This window comes from Thiothrix lacustris DSM 21227, assembly GCF_000621325.1.
In the GTDB taxonomy this organism is placed as follows: domain Bacteria; phylum Pseudomonadota; class Gammaproteobacteria; order Thiotrichales; family Thiotrichaceae; genus Thiothrix; species Thiothrix lacustris.
Map to the genome: position 1 here is coordinate 99,746 of NZ_JHYQ01000013.1, position 20,279 is coordinate 120,024.

Consider the following 20,279-nt stretch of genomic DNA (forward strand, 5'->3'; position numbering starts at 1 on the left):
GGAGCTTCTCCTGCTGTTTCACTGATTAGTTTAAGGCTTGCTATCTGGTAAATAACGTTATGCTGCGTAAATTCACTGCTATCGCACTGCTGTGCCTGTGTGCGTTTCCGGCGGTTGCTGCTGATCCAGCTGCACCTTCTGAAGCCGCTTTTATCCGTGATGCTTTGATCAAGCAAGGGCTGGAACAGGGTCTAGATAAAAGCCCCGAACTGGAAAAACTGGTGACCGAATACCGCAATGACCAACTGGCGCGTTTGGCACTGGAAGCTTCCCGTGACAAGGGGATGCCCGATTTTACTGCGCGTGCTGAAGAAATCTACCAAGTACGGCTTGATACACAATACACTTTGCCGTTGCGCTTACGGGTGCGGGTACTGGAAATGAATCTGCCTACCGGTAAAGAAACTGAGATTCAAGATAAACTTAAGGCTATTCGTGCTGAGGTGGTGGCAGGCAAAGTGGATTTTAAGGCTGCTGTGATCGCGAATAGTAATACCACTGAATTATCCCTTACCCAAGGTGATTCGCAATGGTTCAAGAAAGGTGATAAACCTGATCTGTTTTTCGAGAAAGCTGAACAATTATCTGTGGATAAGCCGCTAAGTGAAGTATTCATTCATCAAAAAACAGTCTATTTGTTGTCTTTTATTGATAGAAAAGAGCCTGAAATTCGTCAATTTGATGCGGTAAAGCCAGAAATCATTGCCGAACTCCAAAAAGAATACCGCGAAGACCATGAAAAGATGGTGCTAGATGCCTTGCGTGAAGCCTTTACTGCCCAGAAAAGTGCAATGTGAATGCTGCAACCTTGACCTTGCTGGGGCAACTATTACGGCAAGACTTACGCGAACGTTATGCTGGAACCGTGCTGGGCATGTTCTGGTTATTGGCACAACCGCTGTTCATGCTGTTGGTGTATGCAGTGGTGTTTGGTGAAATCTTGCAACTGCGCTTGGGCACTGCAACCGATTCCGCACAGTTTACCGCTTGGTTGTTTACCGGGCTAACGGCCTTCAATGCACTCGCAGAAGTGCTGACCCGTGCGCCGGTTTTGCTGACGGAGCGTCGCGAGTTATTACTGAATTCATCTTTGCCGCCTGCCTTGTTGCCGTTGTTGCCAGTGGGTGCTTCGCTGGTGCTGGAAGGCTTGTCGGTGGGCTTGTTGTTGCTGTGGCTGGGGTTACAGGGGCAGCTTCAGCCGCTGGGCGTGGTATTTTATTTACCTTTTCTGTTGTTACGTGTGGTGTTTTCGCTGGCCTTTGCTTATGGGTTAGCGGTGCTGGGGGTTTTCCTGCGTGACTTGCGCCAGATGATGCCACCGTTGTTGACGGTGTTGTTGCTGGTGTCGCCGATTGTGTACCCGCTGACGGTTGTGCCAGAAACATTTCAGGCGTGGTTTGAATGGAATCCGCTGGCGCAATTGGTGCAGGGCTATCGCGTTGCCTTGCTGGAAGGCCAGTTTTTGTGGCAGCCTTTTCTGGCTTTGTTATTGCTGGCAAGTGGGCTATTAGGGGCGGCGCTGTGGCTGTTTCAACGCCTGTTGTGGCGGGCGAGGTATGTGTTGTGAGTACCGCCATTCTTTTGGAAAATGCCGGGGTGGCTTACCGGCGTTATGCGCACCCGCGCGATGCCTTGCTGGAATGGGTGTTGCGCCGCGAACGCCATGTGCTGTTTCATGCCTTGCAAGGGGTGAGTTTGAGTGTGCAGGCCGGGGATTCGCTCGGTGTGGTGGGCGACAATGGCGCGGGCAAAAGTACTTTTCTGAAAATGCTGGCGGGAACCTTGCCGCCGACGCAGGGTAGTTGCGAGATTCGTGGTAGACGTTCCGCGCTGCTGGAACTGGGAACGGGATTGCAGCCGGAATTTAGCGGTGTGGATAATGCGCGGATGGGGTTGGCGTTGCGCGGGCTTGCTCATGCGGATATTGAACGCTGCTTGCCTGAGGTGTTGGCGTTTGCTGAATTGGGCGAGTTTGCGCATCAGCCGGTGAAAACGTATTCGAGCGGCATGGTGGTGCGGTTGGTATTCGCGGTGGCTGCGGTGATTGAGCCTGCGGTGCTGATTGTGGATGAGGCGCTTTCTGTCGGTGATCAGTATTTCCAGAAAAAATCCTTGGATCGGATGCGGGCTATTCTCGGGAACGGTGCGACGCTGGTGTTTTGTTCCCATAACCTCTATCAGGTGCGCGAAATGTGCCGTCAGGCCGTGTGGCTGGAACAGGGCAGGGTGCGGATGTTGGGCGATGCGCAAGCCGTGGTGGATGCGTATCAGGATAGTGTGAGGTGTCGGGCTGCTTCACCTCGTTCCCTGAGCGGAGTCGAAGGGAAAGGGATGGGCGGGAGTTCTCCGCAATTGTTCGATGTCAGTTTGAATCGCGATCTGTTCCAGACCAATGATCTATTCCGCCTGAGCATCCGTGCTAGTCAGGGCGAGCGTCCGCTGGCTGATGTGCATGTGGGGATTGTGATCCGCCGCAATGACGAGGTGCAATGTTACGGTATCAGTACTTTGCATGATGGTGTGCCCATGCAGGTGGTGGATGATGGAGTGCTGGCGGTAACGTTTGTAATGGATCATTTGCCGTTGTTGTCGGGCGAATATTGTCTGGAAGTCTGGCTGATTGATAGCAGCGGCGTGCATGTGTATGACTCCCGCGAACGTTGCTGCGCTTTCCGGGTGCAGCAGGCGGGGCAGCAGCAAGGGGTGGGTATGGTGATGTTGCCGCATCGTTGGGAAGAGGTGGTTGATGCAGTGGCGGCCTGAGGATTTTTCCTTGCGTTACCAGTTGTTGTTTCCGCTGTATGCACAGTTGCCACCTGCGCTGGGCTATCGCTTGGCGGCGCAACAGGCGGATGTTTTCAAGCGGCGTAAGCAGGATGAGGCAGCGACTATCCGTACCCAGATGCAACTGGCCTTGCCGGAGGCGAGTGCAGTACAACTGGATGGCTGGATTGATGATTACTACCGCATGGTGGAACAGGAAGCGCTGGATACTTGGTATCTGCAACACCAGCCGGTGAAGCAGATCGTGGAGCTGCAAGGCTTTGAGGCCATTGAGCAAGCGCGTAAACAGGGTAAACGGGTTTTGCTGACGGGCGGTCATTTCGGACGTTTCTGGATGGCGGGGTCTGCGATGCGGGCAAGGGGCTTTACCACAGGAACGATTACCCGTGATGGCGGCGCGACCAATAGCCACGGGCTGCATCCGGCAGAGTACCGTTACCGTTTATTCAAGCTGCAACGTTTGCAACAAGCCTTGGGGGGGCCGTTTCTGGTGGAAGGTGATGAGCTGCGCCCCTTGTATCGTGCGCTTAACGATCACTTAATTGCGTTGATATTTGATGTTCCATACACAGAAGCGCATAAAGGGAGGGTGACAGTTAATTTTATAAGCGGTACTATTGACCTGCCCGCCGGTATTTATCGAATTGCAAAAAAAACCAGGGCATTGATCGCGCCGTTCTTTATGCGTGATTTGGGGGAGGGTCGAGTAATGGCAGAGTTCTCTGCTGTGCTTGATCCGTATGACTATGATGAAACAGCATTGATGGGATTACTCGCCCAGCAACTGGAGCAGCGGATTCGGGAAAATCCAGGGCACTGGTGGTTGTGGCCTGCATTACCCTTGTTGCGGAGCAATAACAATGAATCAGGCAACAGCCAGCCTACCTTTGGATGACAACCATTCGCACAGTCAAATTGTGCGCCGAATTCCACGTTATGCTCAAGTATTGGAACTGGGGTGTGGTGATGGCAGCATGTCGCGTTTGATGCGGGAACGTTGCGAGGCACACATCATTGGGATTGATCATAACCCGGATATTGTTTGGCAGGCACAGCGTTATTGTGATTATGTCTTTACCGAAGATTTGGATGACCCGCATAGCCTGGATGCGCTAGAGGGTGAAAAGTTCGATGTGATTACCTTGGTGGATGTGCTGGAACATTTACAATACCCCGAGGATTTGCTGCGCCGTCTGAAGCCCTTGTTGCTGGATGAAGGGCAGATTTTGATTTCGATTCCCAATGTTGCTCATGCCTCGGTGCGCTTAGAGTTGTTGAATGGGCATTTTGATTATGAACAAGTTGGGATTTTGGATGATACCCACCTGAAGTTTTTTACGGCTGATAGCATACAGTCATTACTGGCAGATGAAGGCTATGTGGTGAATGATCTTGATTACACTTGGCATGATTTGCCGGATGAGGTTATTGCCGATTATTTGAGATCTGCTGGTTTGGATCCTACCCAACAAGCCGTAGCAAAATTCCATGAACCCGATGCAATGGCATATCAGTTCATTATCTCCAGTAGTCCTATGGCTGAAGAAAAAACCTCGCGACCCAAAGCCAGCAAGAAGCTCAAACCGCTCGATGTTTCTTGGCAAACATGGGGGTGTATGCATACAGAGTTAGCATTGGCACATGCAGAGCTGGAACGAGTGTATTCCACTCGAAGTTGGCAGATGCTGCGGCGTGGGGCAACGGCATGGCGTAGTATTCAGTCACGCTTCACGCTGGAGTGATAATCTGACAGTCGGCTAAATCATCATAATTATAAAGTTGGGGGATGTTGTAGTGAAGGTCAGTGTAATCCTGCCGGTTTACAACCACGCCCGCTGGGTTAAGCAGGCGCTGGATTCAGTGCTGGCACAGTCTTTTACTTCATTTGAACTGATTGTGATTGATGACGCTTCTCAGGATGCTTCTTGGGACGTGATTCAGGCGGTTTGTCAGGCCAACCCGACGGTGCGCTGGCAATGCGTGCGTCATAAAACCAACCAAGGCGCACCTGCTACCCTCAACGAAGGTTTAAAACTGGCGCAAGGCGACTTTCTCGCTATCCTCAATTCTGATGATGTGTGGGAGGCTGGGAGACTGGCACGTTTGGTCAGCTTGGCAGAGCGCGAATCCATCGATTTCATCAGCACAGACGTGGCCTTGCTGGATGGGGATTCTAAGCCGAAAGAGGCAATTGAACGGCATTGGGTCGCTTGGTTTGAAGCCCTGAAACAAGATTACCTCACTCACGCGGATAGCTGGGCAACTTTATTGCGCGGCAATTTCCTGATCACCACCTCCAACTTCTTTTTCCATCGGCGGGTGTATACGCAGGTCGGCGTTTTTGCCGAATTACGTTATGTGCATGATTACGAATACGCCTTGCGGATTTGGCTGGCAGGTTTCAAAACCCGCTTTTTGATGGGAGAAAAGCTGTTGGGGTATCGCTTGCATGATAGTAATACTATCCGCGAAAAACCGTTGGCGGCGATTGAGGAAAACATGCGCTTGCTGCTGGGTTGGTTGCCGCGTTTGCAACGGGTGCTGGATTGGCAGCGTTTACGCGGGTTGGAAATACAATTACTGGATTTGTACCGTTATACCCGCGAGGAATGGCTGACGATTGTGCATCAGCGTTTGGTGGCGCGTGAACAGGAACTGTTTCCGCTGATTACTGACCGTGATGGCTGGATAGCCGAGCGCGACGCGGTGATTGGTGACTTGCAGCAGCAACTGGTGCAACACCGGGAATGGCTTGCCGAACGCGAGCACTGGGTTGGTGAACGGGATGGCTGGATATTGGAGCGTGATGGTTATATCGCCCAAAGGGATGGCTGGATAGCCGAACGCGATGCTGTGATCGCCTTACATGCACAACACCTGCACGACCGTGAGCAGTGGGTGGTTGAGCGTGATGGCTGGATAGCGGAGCGGGACACCTTGATTCAGCAATTGCAGCAACAACAACAGGACTTGTTGGCAAGCCGCGCTTTCCGTTTGGGGCACGCCTTATTGAATCCATTGCGCCGTTGCAAACAGTGGCTAACAGGGGGGAGTCATGCCTGAAAAACTGATCCTGCGTGACTGGGGCAAGGTGCGCGTTTGGTTGGAGCCACGCCTTCAGGACGTGAAACTGATTTCCCTCGATATTTTCGACACGGTGCTAGGGCGCTATGTCGGCGACCCGGCGGAAGTGCAACGTGCCGTATGCCGCGCCGTCAGCGAACGCACCGGCATTGCTGCCGAAGCGGTGTGGCAAGCCCGCCAACAAGCCGAACAAGCCTTGCGTGCTGAAGCGGTGCAAGCGGGTTTCGACCACGAATGCCGCTACAGTGATTTGCTGCCGCGTTGGATAGCGTGTCTCCCTTCGACTGCGCTCAGAGAGCGGGAAGGGGGGAGTTCTTTAACCTCTTTCATCCGCCAAACCGAATTGGATCTGGAAGCGGCGACCCTGTACGTCAAGCGCGATGCCCAAGTCTTCATGGATTGGGTGAAGGAGCAAAACCTCAAGATCATCGCCATGTCGGATATGTATCTGGATGGCGACATGCTGTGCGAGCTGCTGCGTCGCAAAGGCATTGTCGATTATTTTACCTTCGTATACGTTTCCGGTGATTTCAAGCTGGGTAAATACAGCGGGCGGCTGTTCCAGAAAATGCTGCAAGTCAAAGGTGTGACTGGCGCACAGGTGGTGCACATCGGCGATAACCCGATTTCGGATCGGCGCATGGCCTGCCGTGCCGGTATTCAGGGCATTTGGTTGTATGAAAAAGCCGAGTTGCAACGCCGCGAACGCCAATCCTTATCCGCAAGCATGGCGCAACGTGGCGGCATTTGGGCGGGGCGGCATTTCTTTGAATGCGTGGAAACCCGCAGCCAGCAACAGGATGGCCTGAAACCACGTGATTTCTTTTTCCGCTACGGGCGGGATGTGCTGGGGCCTGCGTTCAGCGTGTTCATGCAAGGCTTGCAGGAACGCTTGCAGCAACAGCGCGACGCTGCTCAGCCAATTGAAAAGCTGCTGTTCGTGGCGCGGGATGGTTTCCTGTTTGAACGTTTGTACCGCACCACTCAGGGGCAAATACCGGCCGAATACGTTTACCTGTCACGCAAGGTGATTACTGCCGCCTCGACCGCCGACGGTTTGAGTTGGGAACAGGCTATCGTGGCATTTTACAACCCGAAACAATGCGGGCTGGAATCGGTGTGCAAGGTGTATGGTTTGCCGCCAGCGCTGTTGCAGCCCTTGGCACGCGAACACGGTTTTGAGGATTTCGCCGCGCCGATCCACGATTGGGAAGACACCCGCTTGCGCAATTTCCTGAAGGATCAGCAGGTGCAGGCGATTATCCGCGCCGAAGGCAGCAAGCACCGTGATTTGTTGCAGCGTTATCTGGAACAGGTGGGCTTTTTCGCGCATCAGCGTGTGGCCTTGGTGGATATTGGCTGGAATGGCACGGTGCAGAAATTCCTCAAGCAGGCGTTTGGGCAGCGTGAGGATTTCCCGCTGTTGCACGGCTATTACTTTGCGTTTGTGCCGAAGATGTACGCGAATTTTGGCGACGATAATGTGTGCGAAGGCATTATCCATGATTCGCGGCGCGGCAATGCCTGCGAGCGTATTCCGGCGGAGTTTGAGGAAATTTTCGAGCAAGGGGCGCGTTCCCACGAGGCCACGACGATTGCTTACCGTGAACAGGATGGGCGCGTCGTACCGGTGTTGAAAGCGGCAAATGCACCCGATCGGCAGGCGGAACTGGCTTGCAATATTTTCGTGGCGCAAATGCAGCAGGGGGTGGCGCATCACTGGGAACATTTCCGCGCGGTGCAGCGTTTGACGGGGTATTCCAGCCAGCAATTGCTGCCGTATGTGCATGGCGTGCTGGAGCGTGCCGTGGTTTACCCGACCCGTGAAGAAGCCCGCGAGTTGACCAAGCTGGTGCATACCGAAGATTTCGGGCATGACCATGTGCTGGAACTGGCGAATCAGCCGGTGGGGTGGGGCGATCTGTTGCGCCCGCGTCATTTGCTGCGTCGTTTGGAACTCAGCGCGTGGCGTTATGCGCTGTTTGACCGGATTCCGACCGGGGTGGCAAACTTCGCGTTCCGTATCGTGTACTTGCATACGGTGAGGAAGTAAGGGCTACTCAGAATGTGCAAGCCGCCGCCATCCAATTGCAAGTATAGAGGGCCCAAAATAATTCAGTTGCGATATGCTACAATCTCGATATTCAATGAAGTTAAAGAAGTAAAACAGACTGCATGGAAAAAGATACATCGGGGAGCAGCAAACATTCTGGCAAGCGGCGTTGGCTGCGTTGGTTGTTAGAGTGGAGCATTATTTGCGCTATTATTTTTGGATTTCGTGCTTGGCAACATCGTGGCATGTTGGAAGGCGAAGCGCCTGACTTTGAACTTACCGCGCTCAGTGGTGAAGTGATCCACCTCGATAATTACCGTGGCAAACCCGTGCTTCTGCACTTCTGGGCAAGTTGGTGTCCGATATGCGAGTTGGGGCAGGGCACTATTACCGGGCTTAGTAAGGACTGGAAGGTGATTACGGTTGCTTTTCAGTCTGGCGGTAGGGAAGAGGTGCAGCGTTACATGGAGCGCAAAGGCATTACCGATTGGGTCACGATTGTCGATGAAGATGGTTCACTGACCGGGAAGTACGGTATTCATGCGGTGCCGACCGATTATATCCTTGATGCGGAAGGCACAATCCAGTTCCGCGAGTCCGGGGTGACAACGGGTTGGGGTTTACGTCTGCGCTTGTGGCTGGCTAGTTGGCTGGTGTAGTTTCAGCCCAGCGCCCGCCATAGCAGCAGTAAGCCCAGCGCTACCACCAGCAATCCCGCCACCTGCTTGACGGTCTGGTTACGGGTGAATTTGGCGAGTTTCGCTGCTGCTGCGCCCATCAGCAATAGGTTAGGCAAAGTTCCCAGCCCGAATGCCAACATCAGCAACGCGCCGTTGGCGACACTGCCCGCTGATAACGTCCAGATCAGCACGCTGTATACCAGCCCGCAAGGCAACCAGCCCCAGATAAACCCCAGCGGTAAGGCTTTCGCGGGGGAATTGACCGGCATAAAACGCCGTCCCAGTGGTTCTATGCGCCGCCACAGCACGCGCCCGGCATTTTCAACGTTGGCAACACCTGCCCAGATGCCCGCCAGATACAAGCCAAGTGCCACCATGAACAGCGCCGCGAAAATTTGCAAACCGTGCCGCACGCTTTCCAGTTCGCCCAATGACAAAAAGGCTGCGCCCAAACCGCCTGCCAATGCCCCAGCTAAAGTATAGCCGCCGATGCGTCCGCTATTATAAGCCAGCAGTATGGGAAACAGGTTGGCAGGGTTATTACGCTGTGCAGCGGGCAGGCTGAACGTCAGGGCGCTGACAATACCGCCACACATGCCAAGGCAATGTACTCCCCCCAATAACCCGACCAGAAATGCCGCTAGGTAATTGGAATGGCTCAGCCAACTCCACTCCATCAGTTAAGGGTCTGCCGTGCCTGATAATGGTCGCCAACAAAGCCGCTGAAAAAGTTTTCCAGCAAAGGGTGTTCGACCGGTTCGACGGTTTCCACGGCTTCCAGATTGCGCTCGGCAACGTAAGCTACCCGCCCATCCTGATCAATCAGCACGTGATACCACGGCTCTTCCTTGGTGGGGCTACCGGCTTCCACGTTTTTCTCGAACCATTCTTCCGTGCCCTTGAAGTCGGGGTCAACGTCAAAAATGACGCCACGGTAGTTGAACAGGCGGTGGTGAATGACCTGACCAAGGCCGAAAGAAGCAGTTTTCTCTTCCATCATGACAATTCCTCTATGCTTTTCATCGTAATGTTATGTTTCTAATATGCGGCTACTCATCTTCAATATCAAGATGTCCTAATATCTCACGGGTAGCCTCGACCCGTCGCCGATGCACTTCTTCCTTGATCTGTACGCCCTGAAAACCTGCCTGGATAACGGCTTGCACATCGACTTGCTGACAGGTTGCCAACACCTCACGAAAGCGTTCCGCTTGCGGGTAAGGGCGTTCTTCAAACCCGGTGCGGCCTTTAGCGTCGGCTTCGCACGCCAGCAGCAATTGTTCAAAGCGTTCCGGCTTGCGGAAGGCGTCGGTGGTTTCCAGCACCTTCAGGAACGTTTTGGGGCGTAATTCCAGCGCTTTATGAATTCGACCGTGTTGTTCCGCTACATGTTCCGCCAATTCGCGAAAGCGGGTGGGAATTTTCAGGCGTTCACATAGTTGTGTCGTCAATTGGCGGCTGACAAGTTCATGCCCATGGTGGCTGGGCAGGATGTCTGCCGGGGTCAGCCCTTTGCCGAGGTCGTGGGTAAGCACGGCGAAGCGCACTTCGGGTGCATCACTCAGCTTCACCGCCTGTTGCAGCACTAGCAAGGTGTGGATACCGCAATCAATTTCCGGGTGATATTGGGCAGGTTGCGGCACACCGAATAGCCGGTCGACTTCCGGGAACAGCACGCGCAAGGCACCGCAGTCACGCAATACCTCAAAGAAACGTTCCGGCGCAGGCTCTGAAAGTGCCCGCACGGTCTCCTGCCAGACCCGTTCGGGAACCAGTGCGTCGACTTCGCCCGCTGCGACCATGTTTTGCATCAGTTGCCGGGTTTCTTCTGCCACTTGAAAGCCGAGTGGTGCGAAGCGGGCGGCAAAACGGGCTACCCGTAGGATGCGTACCGGGTCTTCGGCAAAGGCTGCCGATACATGCCGCAGCAAGCGTTGCTGCAAATCGCTTTGCCCACCGTAAGGGTCGATGATAATGCCCTGCTCATCCTGCGCCATCGCGTTGATGGTGAGGTCGCGGCGGGCAAGGTCTTGTTCCAGCGTGACATCGGTCGCCGCATGAAAATGGAAGCCGTGGTAGCCTTTGCCTGTTTTGCGCTCGGTGCGGGCTAAAGCGTATTCCTCACCCGTTTTGGGGTGCAAAAATACTGGGAAATCATTGCCTACAGGCTTGAAGCCCTGTTGTAGCAAATCAGCGGGTGTTGCGCCTGTTACGACCCAATCACGATCTTTGATGGGTAGTCCTAGTAGGGGGTCGCGGACAGCACCGCCAACCAAATACGTGGTTATGTCTTTCATTCCTTGATTATGACCATTGGCTTGGGTGGAAGTACATCTTTTTTATAGAATATTAGATAAATCTAATGTATTGAGAAATAAGGTGGAGATTGACCTGTTTAGGGATTTGTGATGTTATGGTGGCTGCTTAGTGGACATGTTAGGCAGTGTTCATTTTAATAATTAAAGTAATGACCTTATTAAATAGTTAGACAGTTAGTTAGGAGTTGGCGCGAATGGCTCATATTGTAATTCTTGGTGCTGGTACAGGTGGAATGCCTGCCGCTTATGAAATGAAAGAAATGCTCGGTAAGGGGCATGAAGTCACCGTTATCAATGAACGTGACTATTTCCAGTTTGTACCCTCTAATCCGTGGGTTGCTGTGGGTTGGCGCACGCGTTCTGACATCACTTTTCCTATTGAAAAATACCTTGCCAAAAAAGACATCAAGTTCATTTGCAGCCGTTGCGACAAGGTTGATGCCGAAGGTAGTTCTCTGCATTTGGAAAATGGCGAAACCGTCAAATACGACTACCTCGTGATTGCTACAGGTCCAAAACTGTTCTTCCAAGAGGTTGAAGGTGCAGGCCCTCACGGTGGCCACACGCATTCTGTTTGCGATGTCACCCATGCGGAAGGTGCGTATGCCGATTACCAGAAATTGTTGGCTAAAGGTTCTGGCCATATCATCGTGGGTGCGATGCCATTTGCAAGTTGCTTTGGTCCGGCTTATGAATTTGCGTTCATCGTCGACGCTGACTTGCGTAAACGTGGTGTGCGTAACAAATTCAAGATGACTTACGTCTCTTCCGAGCCTTACATCGGTCATTTGGGGCTGGGTGGTGTGGGCGATTCTAAAGGGATGCTGGAATCTGAACTGCGTAACCACCACATGCAGTGGATCATCAATGCTAAAACCACCAAAGTTGAAGCAGGCAAAATGTTCGTGACTGAGTTGACTGCCAAGGGCGAAGTCGAGAAAGAACACGAACTGGCCTTCGATATGGCGATGATGCTGCCAGCATTTAAGGGTGTGGATGCGGTTGCCGCTGTTGAGGGTTTATGTAACCCACGTGGCTTCGTAATCGTGGATGAATTGCACCGCAATCCGAAATACAAAAACATCTACGCGGCAGGTGTTTGTATCGCCATTCCACCGGTAGAAGCTACGCCTGTCCCCACAGGTGCACCGAAGACCGGTTATATGATTGAATCCATGGTCACTTCTCTGGTACATAACATTGCAGATGAACTGGCTGGTAAAGAGCCGCATACCACGGCTACTTGGAATGCTATCTGTTTGGCTGATATGGGTGATACCGGTGCAGCCTTTGTAGCACTGCCACAGATCCCACCACGTAACGTGGCTTGGTTCAAAAAAGGTAAATGGGTACACATGGCGAAGATCGCGTTCGAGAAATACTTCATCCGTAAGATGAAGAAAGGCAGTTCCGAACCGTTCTACGAAAAGTCTATCCTGAAGATGATGGGTATTACCCGCATCTAACGAGAATCTGACGAGGAGTCAGGGGCACTTGATGGGAGGCATTGCGCCTCCCATTTTTATTTGAGGTTCCGATGCAATTACCTAACGATATTCAAACAACGGTTGCACGCGCTTTGGCCGAAGACATTGGCACAGGCGATGTCACCGCTGGGCTGATTCCAGCCGATAAGCAAGCCAGCGCAACGGTCATTTCTCGCGAAGACGCGACGTTATGCGGCGTGCCGTGGTTTAACGAAGTGTTTCGCCAACTTGACCCAGCCGTGCAGATTGACTGGCAGTACCAGGATGGCGACCGGGTGGAAGCCAATGCCCTGCTGTGTAGCTTGCGGGGCAGTGCGCGTTCTATCCTGAGTGGCGAGCGTGCCGCGCTGAATTTCCTGCAAACCTTATCAGCAACGGCGACGGCTACACGCCGTTATGTGGATTTGGTTGCGCATACCCAATGCCGAATTCTGGATACGCGCAAGACCCTGCCCGGTTTACGTACTGCGCAGAAATACGCGGTATTGTGCGGTGGCGGAAGCAATCACCGTATCGGTTTGTATGACCGGGTGTTGATTAAGGAAAATCACATCATGGCCGCCGGGTCGATTACGGCAGCGATTCAGCAAGCACGGCAGTTGCACCCCGGCATTCTGGTCGAAGTGGAAACCGAAAATTTGCAGGAGTTGGCAGAAGCCAGTGCCGCGCAGGCAGACATTATCATGCTGGATGAATACAGCCTCACCGATATGCGCGAGGCAGTGCGAGTGACGGCAGGGAGTATTCCGTTGGAAGCCTCGGGTGGGGTTAGCCCGGAAACGTTGGTGGCGATTGCTGAAACGGGGGTGGATTTCGTGTCGATTGGCGGGATTACCAAGCATGTGCGGGCGGTGGATTTGTCGATGAGGTTTAATGCATGAAAAAATACCTAGGATTCGCTATCGTACTGGCCTTGCTGGCAGGCTGCGGTAACAAGGGAGCGCTCTATATGCCAGATGATGCGCAGCATAAACCAAAACAGGAACAGGCGAAGTAACTCATGGATCATTTTGAATACCGTAACGGGCAGTTGTACGCCGAAAACGTCGCTGTTGCCGATATTGCCCGTGCTCATGGCACACCATGCTACATTTATTCCCGTGCTACGCTGGAACGGCATTGGCACGCTTTCAACGATGCTTTTGGTTCGCAGGCGCATTTGGTGTGTTATGCGGTAAAGGCTAATTCCAACCTTGCCCTGCTTAATTTGTTTGCACGCTTAGGGTCGGGGTTCGATATCGTATCGGGTGGCGAGCTGGAGCGTGTGTTACGCGCCGGTGGCGACCCTAGCAAAGTGGTTTTTTCTGGCCTTGGTAAAAAGGTTGCGGAAATTCGTAAAGCTTTGGAAGTGGGTATCCGTTGCTTCAATATCGAATCCGAATCCGAGCTTGATCGTATCAATGCGGTGGCGGGTGAGATGGGCAAGGTGGCATCAATATCCTTGCGTGTTAACCCAGATGTGGATGCGCAAACCCACCCCTACATTTCTACCGGCCTGAAAGAAAACAAGTTCGGTATTGAAATCGGTCGTGCTGAAGCTGTGTATTTGAAAGCGGCGCAGATGCCACATTTGAAAGTGGTTGGGATCGATTGCCACATTGGTTCGCAATTGCTGACACTGACGCCATTTATGGATGCGTTACAACGCTTGTTGGCTTTGGCAGAACGCTTAGCGGCACAGGGTGTGCAGATTCACCACCTCGATATTGGTGGGGGATTGGGTGTGCGTTATCAGGAAGGGCAGGCAGCCCCCTCCCCGGCAGAGTATATGGCGCAATTGTTCACTGATGAACGTTTACGTCAGTATGAAATCTTTGTCGAGCCGGGCAGGGCAATTGCCGCAAATGCTGGGATTTTGGTAACAGAAGTCGAGTTCTTGAAGCTGTCCGAATACAAGAACTTTGCTATTGTTGATGCGGCAATGAATGACTTGATTCGCCCTGCTTTGTACAGTGCTTGGCAAGAAATCATTCCAGTGATACCACGTCCTACGGGTGAAGCTGTGACTTACGATGTGGTGGGGCCAGTGTGTGAAACCGGCGACTTTTTAGGTAAAGAACGTGACCTCAATATCCAGCCAGGTGATTTTTTGGCGGTGCGTTCTGCGGGCGCTTATGGCTTTACGATGTCATCCAACTATAATACCCGCCCACGGGCTGTGGAGGTGATGGTGGATGGTGATGCCTTGCACGTGGTGCGTCAGCGTGAGACGCTGGATGATTTGCTTCGTGGGGAGAGTGTTTTACCCATTTAGTTGGAAATAAAAAATCCGCCGTGACCGTTTGGCGGATTTTTTTTGCACTTCACCTTCTTTATTGTAAGAAATACCTGCTTGACCGTTAGGCTGTTCTATTCTTCTAAGATGAAAACCGTGAGTTAATCACTAACAGGATGGAGTAGTTTATGCCAGCACCCAGCACTATTATAGAACGTCAGGAAGTTGGCGTTGTGTTATCCAAGCGTGGCAAGGTGACAGCAAAAAGTACCACAACGGGAGAGATGCGGATTCTCAAACGCGGCGATATTCTGTATATCGATGACATTGTTCACACAGTACGCGGTGCGAATGCGCAACTCAAAATGGATGACCAAAATATTGTCATGTTGCGTGGTGGTTGTGCCTTTCGGGTTTGTCTTTACTCGCCACAAGACAATAGCGGGAATCGAGGACAGCGTTATGAGTATATTGGCGGGGCTTTACGAGAAAGCCGCCGTGAGTCAGTTCCTTTGATGGATTTAGGTATTCAATGAAGGCATTGTTGAAAACTGTCCGCAGCTGTTTTTAACAGCGTGATATAAGTGTTTTTGTCCAACGGTAAGGACATCCCTAGTGGGTCAAGCTCACCTAGTTGGATGTTACTGCCTTCAACCAATGTTTTGACCATCGCAGGTGCAAACTGTGGTTCTCGAAACAGGCAAACGGCCTGTTTTTCCTCAATAATATGGCGGATATCTTGCACGTGGCGTGCGCCCGGCAGGCGTGACACATCCAGTGTTACCGCTCCCGCAAAATTCAAACCGTAATGCGTATCAAAATGTTGCCAAGCATCGTGGAAGCTCAGGTAAGGCTTGCCACTGAGTGGTGCTAACTGCTGGCGGATCTGTGCGTCGGTGGCGCTGATGTTCTGGATAAGCTGTTCAGCGTTGGCAAGGTAGTCCGCCTTGTGTGCGGGGTCAGCTTCACCTAGTGCAGCCGCAATCGCCCGGCTCATCACAATGGCATTGTCCGGGTTCAGCCACAGGTGCAAGTCTTCGCTGTGGTCGTCATGCTTGTGTTCCGCGCGTGCGTGCAGGTGCTGAATACCAGTGGCATCGGCCAGGGTAATCACCCGCTGCTGGGCTGACAGGTTTGCGAGTGGTTTATCCAGAAACGTTTCCAGCCCGCTACCGATGCGGAACACGACTTTGGCATTCTCCAGCATCCGCATATCCGACGGTTTGAGGGCGTAATGGTGGGGGGATGCGCCATCCGGCAGCAGTTGGGTTACCTCCAGCGGGCTATCTTTGCCACCGGCAACGGCATACACCAGCGCTTGAACTGGCTTGATAGTGCTGACTACCAACGGCTTGGTGGCGGCATCTTGCTGGCAAGCAGTTAAAACGCCTAAGCACAACAGCAGGAAAATCGTTAGAATACGGAACATTTTTTCACTCTTTATACGTTGGCAAGGATGTCCACCACATTATTGGCAAAACTGGAACATATTGGCCTGAACTTTGGGCAGCGTGTGATTTTGCACGATGTTAGCCTCGAAGTGTACCCGCAAAGCATCCTGACTTTGATTGGGCCAAACGGTGCAGGCAAATCGACTGTACTGAAAATCTTGCTGGGTTTACAAAAACCGGACAGCGGTAGTGTATGGCGTATGCCTGCTTTACGGGTAGGTTATGTGCCGCAAAAATTCCATCTCGACCGCTTATTGCCGTTGACGGTGGAGCGTTTCATGGGCTTGAACCTGCGGCGGCATGATGCGGTGGCGGTACGCCAGAGTGCCGAGGAAGTGGGCGTACTGGATTTGCTACCACAGGCGGTGCAATCCTTGTCGGGTGGCGAGTTGCAACGGGTGTTGCTGGCGCGTGCTTTACTCAACCATCCGCAAGTATTGGTGTTGGATGAGCCGGGGCAGGGGGTCGATGTCACTGGCTTGAGTGAATTGTATCAACTGATTAACCGTTTGAAGCAGGCGCATGGCTATGGGGTGGTAATGGTGTCGCATGATTTGCATCTGGTCATGGAAGCGACGGATCAAGTGTTGTGCTTGAATCAGCATATTTGTTGTTCCGGGCAGCCGGAAGCGGTGTCGCGCCACCCTGAGTATTTACGTTTGTTTGGTGATGTGCGTGCCGCCGGGCTGGCGGTTTATACCCATCACCATGATCATCAGCATGATATGCACGGTTGTATCGTGCCATTGGCCGATGAGGAGCATCAGCATGGATGATTTTATCCTGCGTGCCTTGCTGGCAGGTTTGGCGGTGGTGCTGATGAGTGGTTTGCTGGGCGTATTCCTGTTGTGGCGGCGCATGGCTTATTTTGGTGATACCTTGTCACATTCGGCTTTGCTGGGCGTGGCGCTGGGCTTAATGACGGGTACAAGCATGAACCTTTGGGTCATGGGTGTGTGTGTTACCGTGGCTTTGCTGATGCTGTATGTGCAACACAATCCGGCGTTGGGCAGTGATACCTTGTTGAGTATTATCGGGCACAGCGCCTTGGCCTTGGGGACGGTGGCGTTGACCTTCCTACCCAATGTCAGGGTTGATCTGATGGCTTACCTGTTCGGTGATATTTTGGCGGTAACGCGCTTCGATATTGCCCTGACGTGGGGCATGGCGGTCATTGTTGCGGTGATCATGGTGTGGATTTGGCGTCCCTTGCTGTCTTTGAGCGTACACGCTGAGCTGGCGCAAGTGGAAGGCGTCAAGGTGTGGCGCATCAGTGCCATTTACATGCTGTTGGTGGCCTTGATGGTGGCGGTGGCGATGAAAGTGGTAGGCGTGTTGCTGCTGACGGCTTTGCTGATTATTCCGGCGGCGACAGCGCGGCGTTTTGCCAAGACACCTGAACAAATGGCGGTTTTTGCCATAGTGGTGGGAGGGCTGGCATTATTGGCAGGAATGGGGCTTTCTTTGCAACTGGATACCCCCACCGGCCCCAGTATTGTGGTGGCTGCCAGTGTTTTGTTCTTGTTGGTGCAGTTCGTCCCACAGCGTAGCCCTTAAAGGGTGCAGGTCGACAGAAAGGGATTGTGCGACGCACCATAAGGTGTTACAACATAATGATTGTGGGTGTTTTTAAGCATTTTGTCATTAACCATTGTGGCCTGTATTCATGGAAATTACTGCTGTCTATCCGGGGACTTTTGACCCAATTACGAAAGGTCATCTTGACCTTATCAAACGCGCTAGCTATTTGTGTGCTCATGTGGTGGTCGGTGTCGCTTCCAACCCCAAAAAGAAACCCTTGTTCTCGCTGGAAGAGCGAGTGGCCATGATCCAGCGTGAAGTAGCAGAACAGAATCTAACATCCCAAGTGACCGTGAAAGGTTTTGAGGGTTTATTGGTCGATTTTGCCCGTGAACAGAATGCCAAAGTGCTGATCCGGGGGATGCGCGCCGTTTCGGATTTCGAGTTTGAATTCCAGCTCGCCAGCATGAACCGTAGCCTTGCGCCGGACGTGGAGTCGGTGTTTTTGATGCCGGGTGAAAGTTTCTCCTTCATCTCCTCGACCTTGGTGAAGGAAGTGGCCATTCTCAACGGTGATGTTTCGCGCTTTGTTGCTCCGCATGTGTTGGATGCCTTGAAGCATAAAATTGTGCAGATACGTGCTGAACGTGGCTTGTTGAACTAGAAAAAGCCTTAGTATTGTTATTTTGATAGAAGTTAATGTTATCTTTTCAGGTAGATTGATAAAATCACCGAAAACGAACATTCAAGAGGACTTTTTTGTATGGCATTGATGATTACCGACGAATGCATTAACTGCGATGTTTGCGAGCCAGAGTGCCCTAACAATGCAATTACCGCAGGCGACGAAATTTATGTAATTGACCCCAAGCGTTGCACCGAGTGCGTTGGGCATTACGATGAACCACAGTGTGTATCCGTGTGCCCGGTCGACTGCATTCCAAGCGACCCTGAGCACGTTGAATCCAAGGCTCAACTGCAACTGAAGTACGAAGAGCTGATGAAAGAAGGTTAAACCCGAGCCAACGGCTTGCTGGATACGCCATGAAATGCCCGCGATAGCGGGCATTTTTGTGTGTGGCGTTACAACATTTTCAAAAAAGCGATCAAGTCCTGTTGTTCCGTATCCGTCAGTTGGATGGCGGGTAAGTCATTGTCTTTGTTGGGCTGCTGCGAGGTTTTGACGTAGTAATCAATCACGGAATCCAGTGTTGCCATGCGTCCATCATGAAAATAGGGGGCGGTTTGCGCCACGTTGCGCAAGCCCGGAACCTTGAATGCCCCGCTCATGCTGTGGCGGCTGCGCGTCAAAAACTGCAATTCGGTGCAAGTCTCTGGCGTGGTGTCGCTGTATTGCCCTTGGCAGTTGAAACGGTCATTACGGATGGTATCCAGCACGGCTGCGCGTCCGCTGTCTTTGCCGAACGTGCCCGTGCCGATGTTCTGGAAAGCCTGATTGCTTAGCATTGCCCCGGAATGGCACAGGATGCATTGTGCCTTGCCCGTGAAGAGCCGTGCCCCGGCCATTTCTGCTGGCGTCGGGGTAGCCTTGCCGGTTAGAGCATCATCCAGCCGATTGGGGGCAAGGGGCAGGCTGCTGACGTAGGCGGCGATGAATTTACCCGTCGCCGCAAATAGTTGGTCAAGCTGTTCACGCTGGGCTTGTGGAATGCTTTTCCATGTCTGTAATTGTGCCAATGTTCCTACAGGCGATGCGGTATCAGGAAGCGCTGCGAAATGCTCAGGTGCGGGAATGTCGGTTAACAAGGCGTGGTATTGCTGGCGGTAATGCAGGTCTTTCAGCAGTAAACGCACGATTTCCAGCCGGGTCAGGCCGTGTTCTGCGGGGTTTTCCAGCGGTTCGAGCGCTTGTGACCAGAGGCTATCTTTGCGCCCGTCCCAAAAGAACCAGTCGTTATGGGTAGCGCCGAGTAAGGATGGGGTGTTGCGTGTTCCCATTGCCAAGCCTTCGGCGACCATTTTGCCATCACTGAAGGCTTTTTCCGGGCGGTGGCAGGTGGCACAGGCGATTTGTCCGTTACGGCTGAAGCGTGGGTCAAAAAATAGTTGCTTGCCCAGTTCCACAGCTTGTGGGTTGTGGGCAAAGCGGTTGCTGGGGTCATTGACCGACGGTAGGCTGGTAAGGCTGAGGGATTGCAGGGTGGCGGTTTCCTGCGCTGTCCATGCGGTTTTGTTGCCACAGCCTGCGATGCCGAGTAACAGGATTGCGCCGGGTAGCCAATACTTGATGCGCATCACAGGGTAAACCGGAAGACGATTTTGTCGTCTGATGCCGCCGAGTGCAGCAGGAAACCCAGTATCCATTCACCCAGCATACTGTATTTTAAACCGTCGATACGGAATTCACCGGGATTGTGGGTGGGGACTGCTTGCGGGGCTGTCGGCAGGCCATGCCCGTGGGCAGGCATTCCACCATCCACGGCAATCAGCAGGTCGCTCGGCAGGGCTTGAGGGCTGGTGAGTGTCAGAGTGCAGTCCTGAAACGCCATGACTATCGGGGGCGTGGCGCATGTCAGCGTTGCTTGATAGCGTCCGCTGCTGCTGGTTTGATCCAGCCGCCAGACGGTGTTTGCGCTGCTGCTACAGCCTGCCATGAGCAGGCCGAGCATGAGGGTGAGCAGTTTTGTTGACATGGTTGTTTGCTCTTGTGTCGATCTTAAGGTCG

Annotated in this window: 23 protein-coding genes; 17 read left to right on the plus strand and 6 right to left on the minus strand. The window is 52.8% G+C overall.

The features are described 5' to 3' along the window. The first annotated feature begins 59 nt into the window (after positions 1 to 59). From Q394_RS0107165 to Q394_RS0107200, 8 genes are all read left to right on the plus strand, one after another. Positions 60 to 797 carry a peptidylprolyl isomerase gene (locus tag Q394_RS0107165; protein ID WP_028488680.1) on the plus strand — a complete coding sequence of 246 codons (738 nt, stop codon included), beginning with the start codon at positions 60 to 62 and terminating at the stop codon, positions 795 to 797. Beyond that, positions 794 to 1,567 carry an ABC transporter permease gene (locus tag Q394_RS22850; RefSeq protein ID WP_028488681.1) on the plus strand — a complete coding sequence of 258 codons (774 nt, stop codon included), beginning with the start codon at positions 794 to 796 and terminating at the stop codon, positions 1,565 to 1,567. The genes Q394_RS0107165 and Q394_RS22850 overlap by 4 nt, the downstream gene beginning before the upstream one ends. Beyond that, positions 1,564 to 2,763, plus strand: a complete 1,200-nt coding sequence (locus Q394_RS0107175) for an ABC transporter ATP-binding protein (RefSeq protein ID WP_028488682.1) — start codon at positions 1,564 to 1,566, stop codon at positions 2,761 to 2,763. Before Q394_RS22850 ends, Q394_RS0107175 begins: the two co-directional genes overlap by 4 nt. Further along, positions 2,747 to 3,679 (plus strand): lysophospholipid acyltransferase family protein, encoded by a 933-nt coding sequence (locus Q394_RS19440; protein ID WP_038140797.1) that lies wholly within the window; start codon positions 2,747 to 2,749, stop codon positions 3,677 to 3,679. Before Q394_RS0107175 ends, Q394_RS19440 begins: the two co-directional genes overlap by 17 nt. Continuing rightward, the gene (locus Q394_RS0107185; protein ID WP_028488683.1) at positions 3,645 to 4,526 is read left to right on the plus strand and encodes a class I SAM-dependent methyltransferase; all 882 of its coding nucleotides are present in this window, start codon (positions 3,645 to 3,647) and stop codon (positions 4,524 to 4,526) included. Before Q394_RS19440 ends, Q394_RS0107185 begins: the two co-directional genes overlap by 35 nt. Positions 4,527 to 4,578: 52 nt before the next feature. After that, positions 4,579 to 5,847: a glycosyltransferase family 2 protein gene (locus Q394_RS19445; protein WP_038140799.1), complete on the plus strand. Its 1,269-nt coding sequence runs from the start codon at positions 4,579 to 4,581 to the stop codon at positions 5,845 to 5,847. After that, positions 5,840 to 7,921, plus strand: a complete 2,082-nt coding sequence (locus Q394_RS0107195; RefSeq protein ID WP_028488684.1) for an HAD-IA family hydrolase — start codon at positions 5,840 to 5,842, stop codon at positions 7,919 to 7,921. Before Q394_RS19445 ends, Q394_RS0107195 begins: the two co-directional genes overlap by 8 nt. Before the next feature lie 122 nt (positions 7,922 to 8,043). Continuing rightward, complete coding sequence (locus tag Q394_RS0107200; RefSeq protein WP_028488685.1) at positions 8,044 to 8,580, plus strand: protein disulfide oxidoreductase; 537 nt, start codon at positions 8,044 to 8,046, stop codon at positions 8,578 to 8,580. A gap of 2 nt (positions 8,581 to 8,582) precedes the next feature. Here Q394_RS0107200 and Q394_RS0107205 read toward each other — a convergent pair whose 3' ends face one another. The 3 genes from Q394_RS0107205 to Q394_RS0107215 are packed head-to-tail and all read right to left on the minus strand — an operon-like array spanning position 8,583 to position 10,898. Then, on the minus strand, positions 8,583 to 9,278 hold the full coding sequence (locus Q394_RS0107205) for a sulfite exporter TauE/SafE family protein (RefSeq protein ID WP_028488686.1): 696 nt from the start codon (positions 9,276 to 9,278) through the stop codon (positions 8,583 to 8,585). Beyond that, positions 9,278 to 9,601, minus strand: a complete 324-nt coding sequence (gene hspQ / locus Q394_RS0107210; RefSeq protein WP_028488687.1) for a heat shock protein HspQ — start codon at positions 9,599 to 9,601, stop codon at positions 9,278 to 9,280. Before hspQ ends, Q394_RS0107205 begins: the two co-directional genes overlap by 1 nt. A 49-nt stretch (positions 9,602 to 9,650) precedes the next feature. Beyond that, positions 9,651 to 10,898: a multifunctional CCA addition/repair protein gene (locus Q394_RS0107215; protein ID WP_038140801.1), complete on the minus strand. Its 1,248-nt coding sequence runs from the start codon at positions 10,896 to 10,898 to the stop codon at positions 9,651 to 9,653. A gap of 215 nt (positions 10,899 to 11,113) precedes the next feature. Between Q394_RS0107215 and Q394_RS0107220 the strand changes: the two genes are divergently transcribed. The 5 genes from Q394_RS0107220 to Q394_RS0107240 all read left to right on the plus strand — a co-directional run bounded on the left by Q394_RS0107220 (position 11,114) and on the right by Q394_RS0107240 (position 15,157). Next, positions 11,114 to 12,385: an NAD(P)/FAD-dependent oxidoreductase gene (locus Q394_RS0107220; protein ID WP_028488689.1), complete on the plus strand. Its 1,272-nt coding sequence runs from the start codon at positions 11,114 to 11,116 to the stop codon at positions 12,383 to 12,385. A 71-nt stretch (positions 12,386 to 12,456) separates the two neighbouring features. Beyond that, on the plus strand, positions 12,457 to 13,287 hold the full coding sequence (gene nadC, locus Q394_RS0107225; RefSeq protein ID WP_028488690.1) for a carboxylating nicotinate-nucleotide diphosphorylase: 831 nt from the start codon (positions 12,457 to 12,459) through the stop codon (positions 13,285 to 13,287). Next, positions 13,284 to 13,403 carry an LPS translocon maturation chaperone LptM gene (gene lptM / locus Q394_RS21875; protein ID WP_084260379.1) on the plus strand — a complete coding sequence of 40 codons (120 nt, stop codon included), beginning with the start codon at positions 13,284 to 13,286 and terminating at the stop codon, positions 13,401 to 13,403. The genes nadC and lptM overlap by 4 nt, the downstream gene beginning before the upstream one ends. A gap of 3 nt (positions 13,404 to 13,406) precedes the next feature. Then, on the plus strand, positions 13,407 to 14,660 hold the full coding sequence (gene lysA, locus Q394_RS0107235; RefSeq protein ID WP_028488691.1) for a diaminopimelate decarboxylase: 1,254 nt from the start codon (positions 13,407 to 13,409) through the stop codon (positions 14,658 to 14,660). A gap of 149 nt (positions 14,661 to 14,809) precedes the next feature. Further along, positions 14,810 to 15,157: a hypothetical protein gene (locus Q394_RS0107240; RefSeq protein ID WP_028488692.1), complete on the plus strand. Its 348-nt coding sequence runs from the start codon at positions 14,810 to 14,812 to the stop codon at positions 15,155 to 15,157. On the opposite strand, the gene Q394_RS0107245 is transcribed toward Q394_RS0107240, so the two are convergent. After that, a complete protein-coding gene (locus tag Q394_RS0107245) occupies positions 15,151 to 16,050 on the minus strand; it encodes a zinc ABC transporter substrate-binding protein (protein WP_084260380.1) in 900 nt (299 codons plus the stop codon). The genes Q394_RS0107240 and Q394_RS0107245 overlap by 7 nt on opposite strands. A 27-nt stretch (positions 16,051 to 16,077) precedes the next feature. On the opposite strand from Q394_RS0107245, the gene znuC reads away from it, so the two are divergent. The 4 genes from znuC to Q394_RS0107265 all read left to right on the plus strand — a co-directional run bounded on the left by znuC (position 16,078) and on the right by Q394_RS0107265 (position 18,608). Then, a complete protein-coding gene (gene znuC / locus Q394_RS0107250) occupies positions 16,078 to 16,848 on the plus strand; it encodes a zinc ABC transporter ATP-binding protein ZnuC (protein ID WP_028488694.1) in 771 nt (256 codons plus the stop codon). Further along, positions 16,841 to 17,629 carry an iron chelate uptake ABC transporter family permease subunit gene (locus Q394_RS0107255; RefSeq protein ID WP_156946765.1) on the plus strand — a complete coding sequence of 263 codons (789 nt, stop codon included), beginning with the start codon at positions 16,841 to 16,843 and terminating at the stop codon, positions 17,627 to 17,629. The genes znuC and Q394_RS0107255 overlap by 8 nt, the downstream gene beginning before the upstream one ends. Before the next feature lie 109 nt (positions 17,630 to 17,738). Beyond that, on the plus strand, positions 17,739 to 18,257 hold the full coding sequence (gene coaD, locus Q394_RS0107260) for a pantetheine-phosphate adenylyltransferase (RefSeq protein WP_028488696.1): 519 nt from the start codon (positions 17,739 to 17,741) through the stop codon (positions 18,255 to 18,257). A gap of 99 nt (positions 18,258 to 18,356) precedes the next feature. Next, positions 18,357 to 18,608, plus strand: a complete 252-nt coding sequence (locus Q394_RS0107265; RefSeq protein ID WP_028488697.1) for a YfhL family 4Fe-4S dicluster ferredoxin — start codon at positions 18,357 to 18,359, stop codon at positions 18,606 to 18,608. Between the two features lie 68 nt (positions 18,609 to 18,676). On the opposite strand, the gene Q394_RS19450 is transcribed toward Q394_RS0107265, so the two are convergent. Beyond that, complete coding sequence (locus tag Q394_RS19450) at positions 18,677 to 19,918, minus strand: cytochrome-c peroxidase (protein ID WP_084260381.1); 1,242 nt, start codon at positions 19,916 to 19,918, stop codon at positions 18,677 to 18,679. Next, on the minus strand, positions 19,849 to 20,247 hold the full coding sequence (locus tag Q394_RS21380) for a hypothetical protein (protein ID WP_051543030.1): 399 nt from the start codon (positions 20,245 to 20,247) through the stop codon (positions 19,849 to 19,851). The genes Q394_RS19450 and Q394_RS21380 overlap by 70 nt, the downstream gene beginning before the upstream one ends. Positions 20,248 to 20,279 lie beyond the last annotated feature (32 nt).

What these genes read in the sequence shown, in the direction of transcription:
- Q394_RS0107165 (WP_028488680.1), top strand. Translation starts at nt 60, where the DNA reads ATGCTGCGTAAATTCACTGCTATCGCACTGCTGTGCCTGTGTGCGTTT.
- Q394_RS19440 (WP_038140797.1), top strand. Translation starts at nt 2,747, where the DNA reads ATGCAGTGGCGGCCTGAGGATTTTTCCTTGCGTTACCAGTTGTTGTTT.
- Q394_RS0107185 (WP_028488683.1), top strand. Translation starts at nt 3,645, where the DNA reads ATGAATCAGGCAACAGCCAGCCTACCTTTGGATGACAACCATTCGCAC.
- Q394_RS0107195 (WP_028488684.1), top strand. Translation starts at nt 5,840, where the DNA reads ATGCCTGAAAAACTGATCCTGCGTGACTGGGGCAAGGTGCGCGTTTGG.
- Q394_RS0107200 (WP_028488685.1), top strand. Translation starts at nt 8,044, where the DNA reads ATGGAAAAAGATACATCGGGGAGCAGCAAACATTCTGGCAAGCGGCGT.
- Q394_RS0107205 (WP_028488686.1), bottom strand. Translation starts at nt 9,278, where the DNA reads ATGGAGTGGAGTTGGCTGAGCCATTCCAATTACCTAGCGGCATTTCTG.
- hspQ (WP_028488687.1), bottom strand. Translation starts at nt 9,601, where the DNA reads ATGATGGAAGAGAAAACTGCTTCTTTCGGCCTTGGTCAGGTCATTCAC.
- Q394_RS0107215 (WP_038140801.1), bottom strand. Translation starts at nt 10,898, where the DNA reads ATGAAAGACATAACCACGTATTTGGTTGGCGGTGCTGTCCGCGACCCC.
- Q394_RS0107220 (WP_028488689.1), top strand. Translation starts at nt 11,114, where the DNA reads ATGGCTCATATTGTAATTCTTGGTGCTGGTACAGGTGGAATGCCTGCC.
- nadC (WP_028488690.1), top strand. Translation starts at nt 12,457, where the DNA reads ATGCAATTACCTAACGATATTCAAACAACGGTTGCACGCGCTTTGGCC.
- lptM (WP_084260379.1), top strand. Translation starts at nt 13,284, where the DNA reads ATGAAAAAATACCTAGGATTCGCTATCGTACTGGCCTTGCTGGCAGGC.
- lysA (WP_028488691.1), top strand. Translation starts at nt 13,407, where the DNA reads ATGGATCATTTTGAATACCGTAACGGGCAGTTGTACGCCGAAAACGTC.
- Q394_RS0107240 (WP_028488692.1), top strand. Translation starts at nt 14,810, where the DNA reads ATGCCAGCACCCAGCACTATTATAGAACGTCAGGAAGTTGGCGTTGTG.
- Q394_RS0107245 (WP_084260380.1), bottom strand. Translation starts at nt 16,050, where the DNA reads ATGTTCCGTATTCTAACGATTTTCCTGCTGTTGTGCTTAGGCGTTTTA.
- znuC (WP_028488694.1), top strand. Translation starts at nt 16,078, where the DNA reads ATGTCCACCACATTATTGGCAAAACTGGAACATATTGGCCTGAACTTT.
- Q394_RS0107255 (WP_156946765.1), top strand. Translation starts at nt 16,841, where the DNA reads ATGGATGATTTTATCCTGCGTGCCTTGCTGGCAGGTTTGGCGGTGGTG.
- coaD (WP_028488696.1), top strand. Translation starts at nt 17,739, where the DNA reads ATGGAAATTACTGCTGTCTATCCGGGGACTTTTGACCCAATTACGAAA.
- Q394_RS0107265 (WP_028488697.1), top strand. Translation starts at nt 18,357, where the DNA reads ATGGCATTGATGATTACCGACGAATGCATTAACTGCGATGTTTGCGAG.
- Q394_RS19450 (WP_084260381.1), bottom strand. Translation starts at nt 19,918, where the DNA reads ATGGATACTGGGTTTCCTGCTGCACTCGGCGGCATCAGACGACAAAAT.
- Q394_RS21380 (WP_051543030.1), bottom strand. Translation starts at nt 20,247, where the DNA reads ATGTCAACAAAACTGCTCACCCTCATGCTCGGCCTGCTCATGGCAGGC.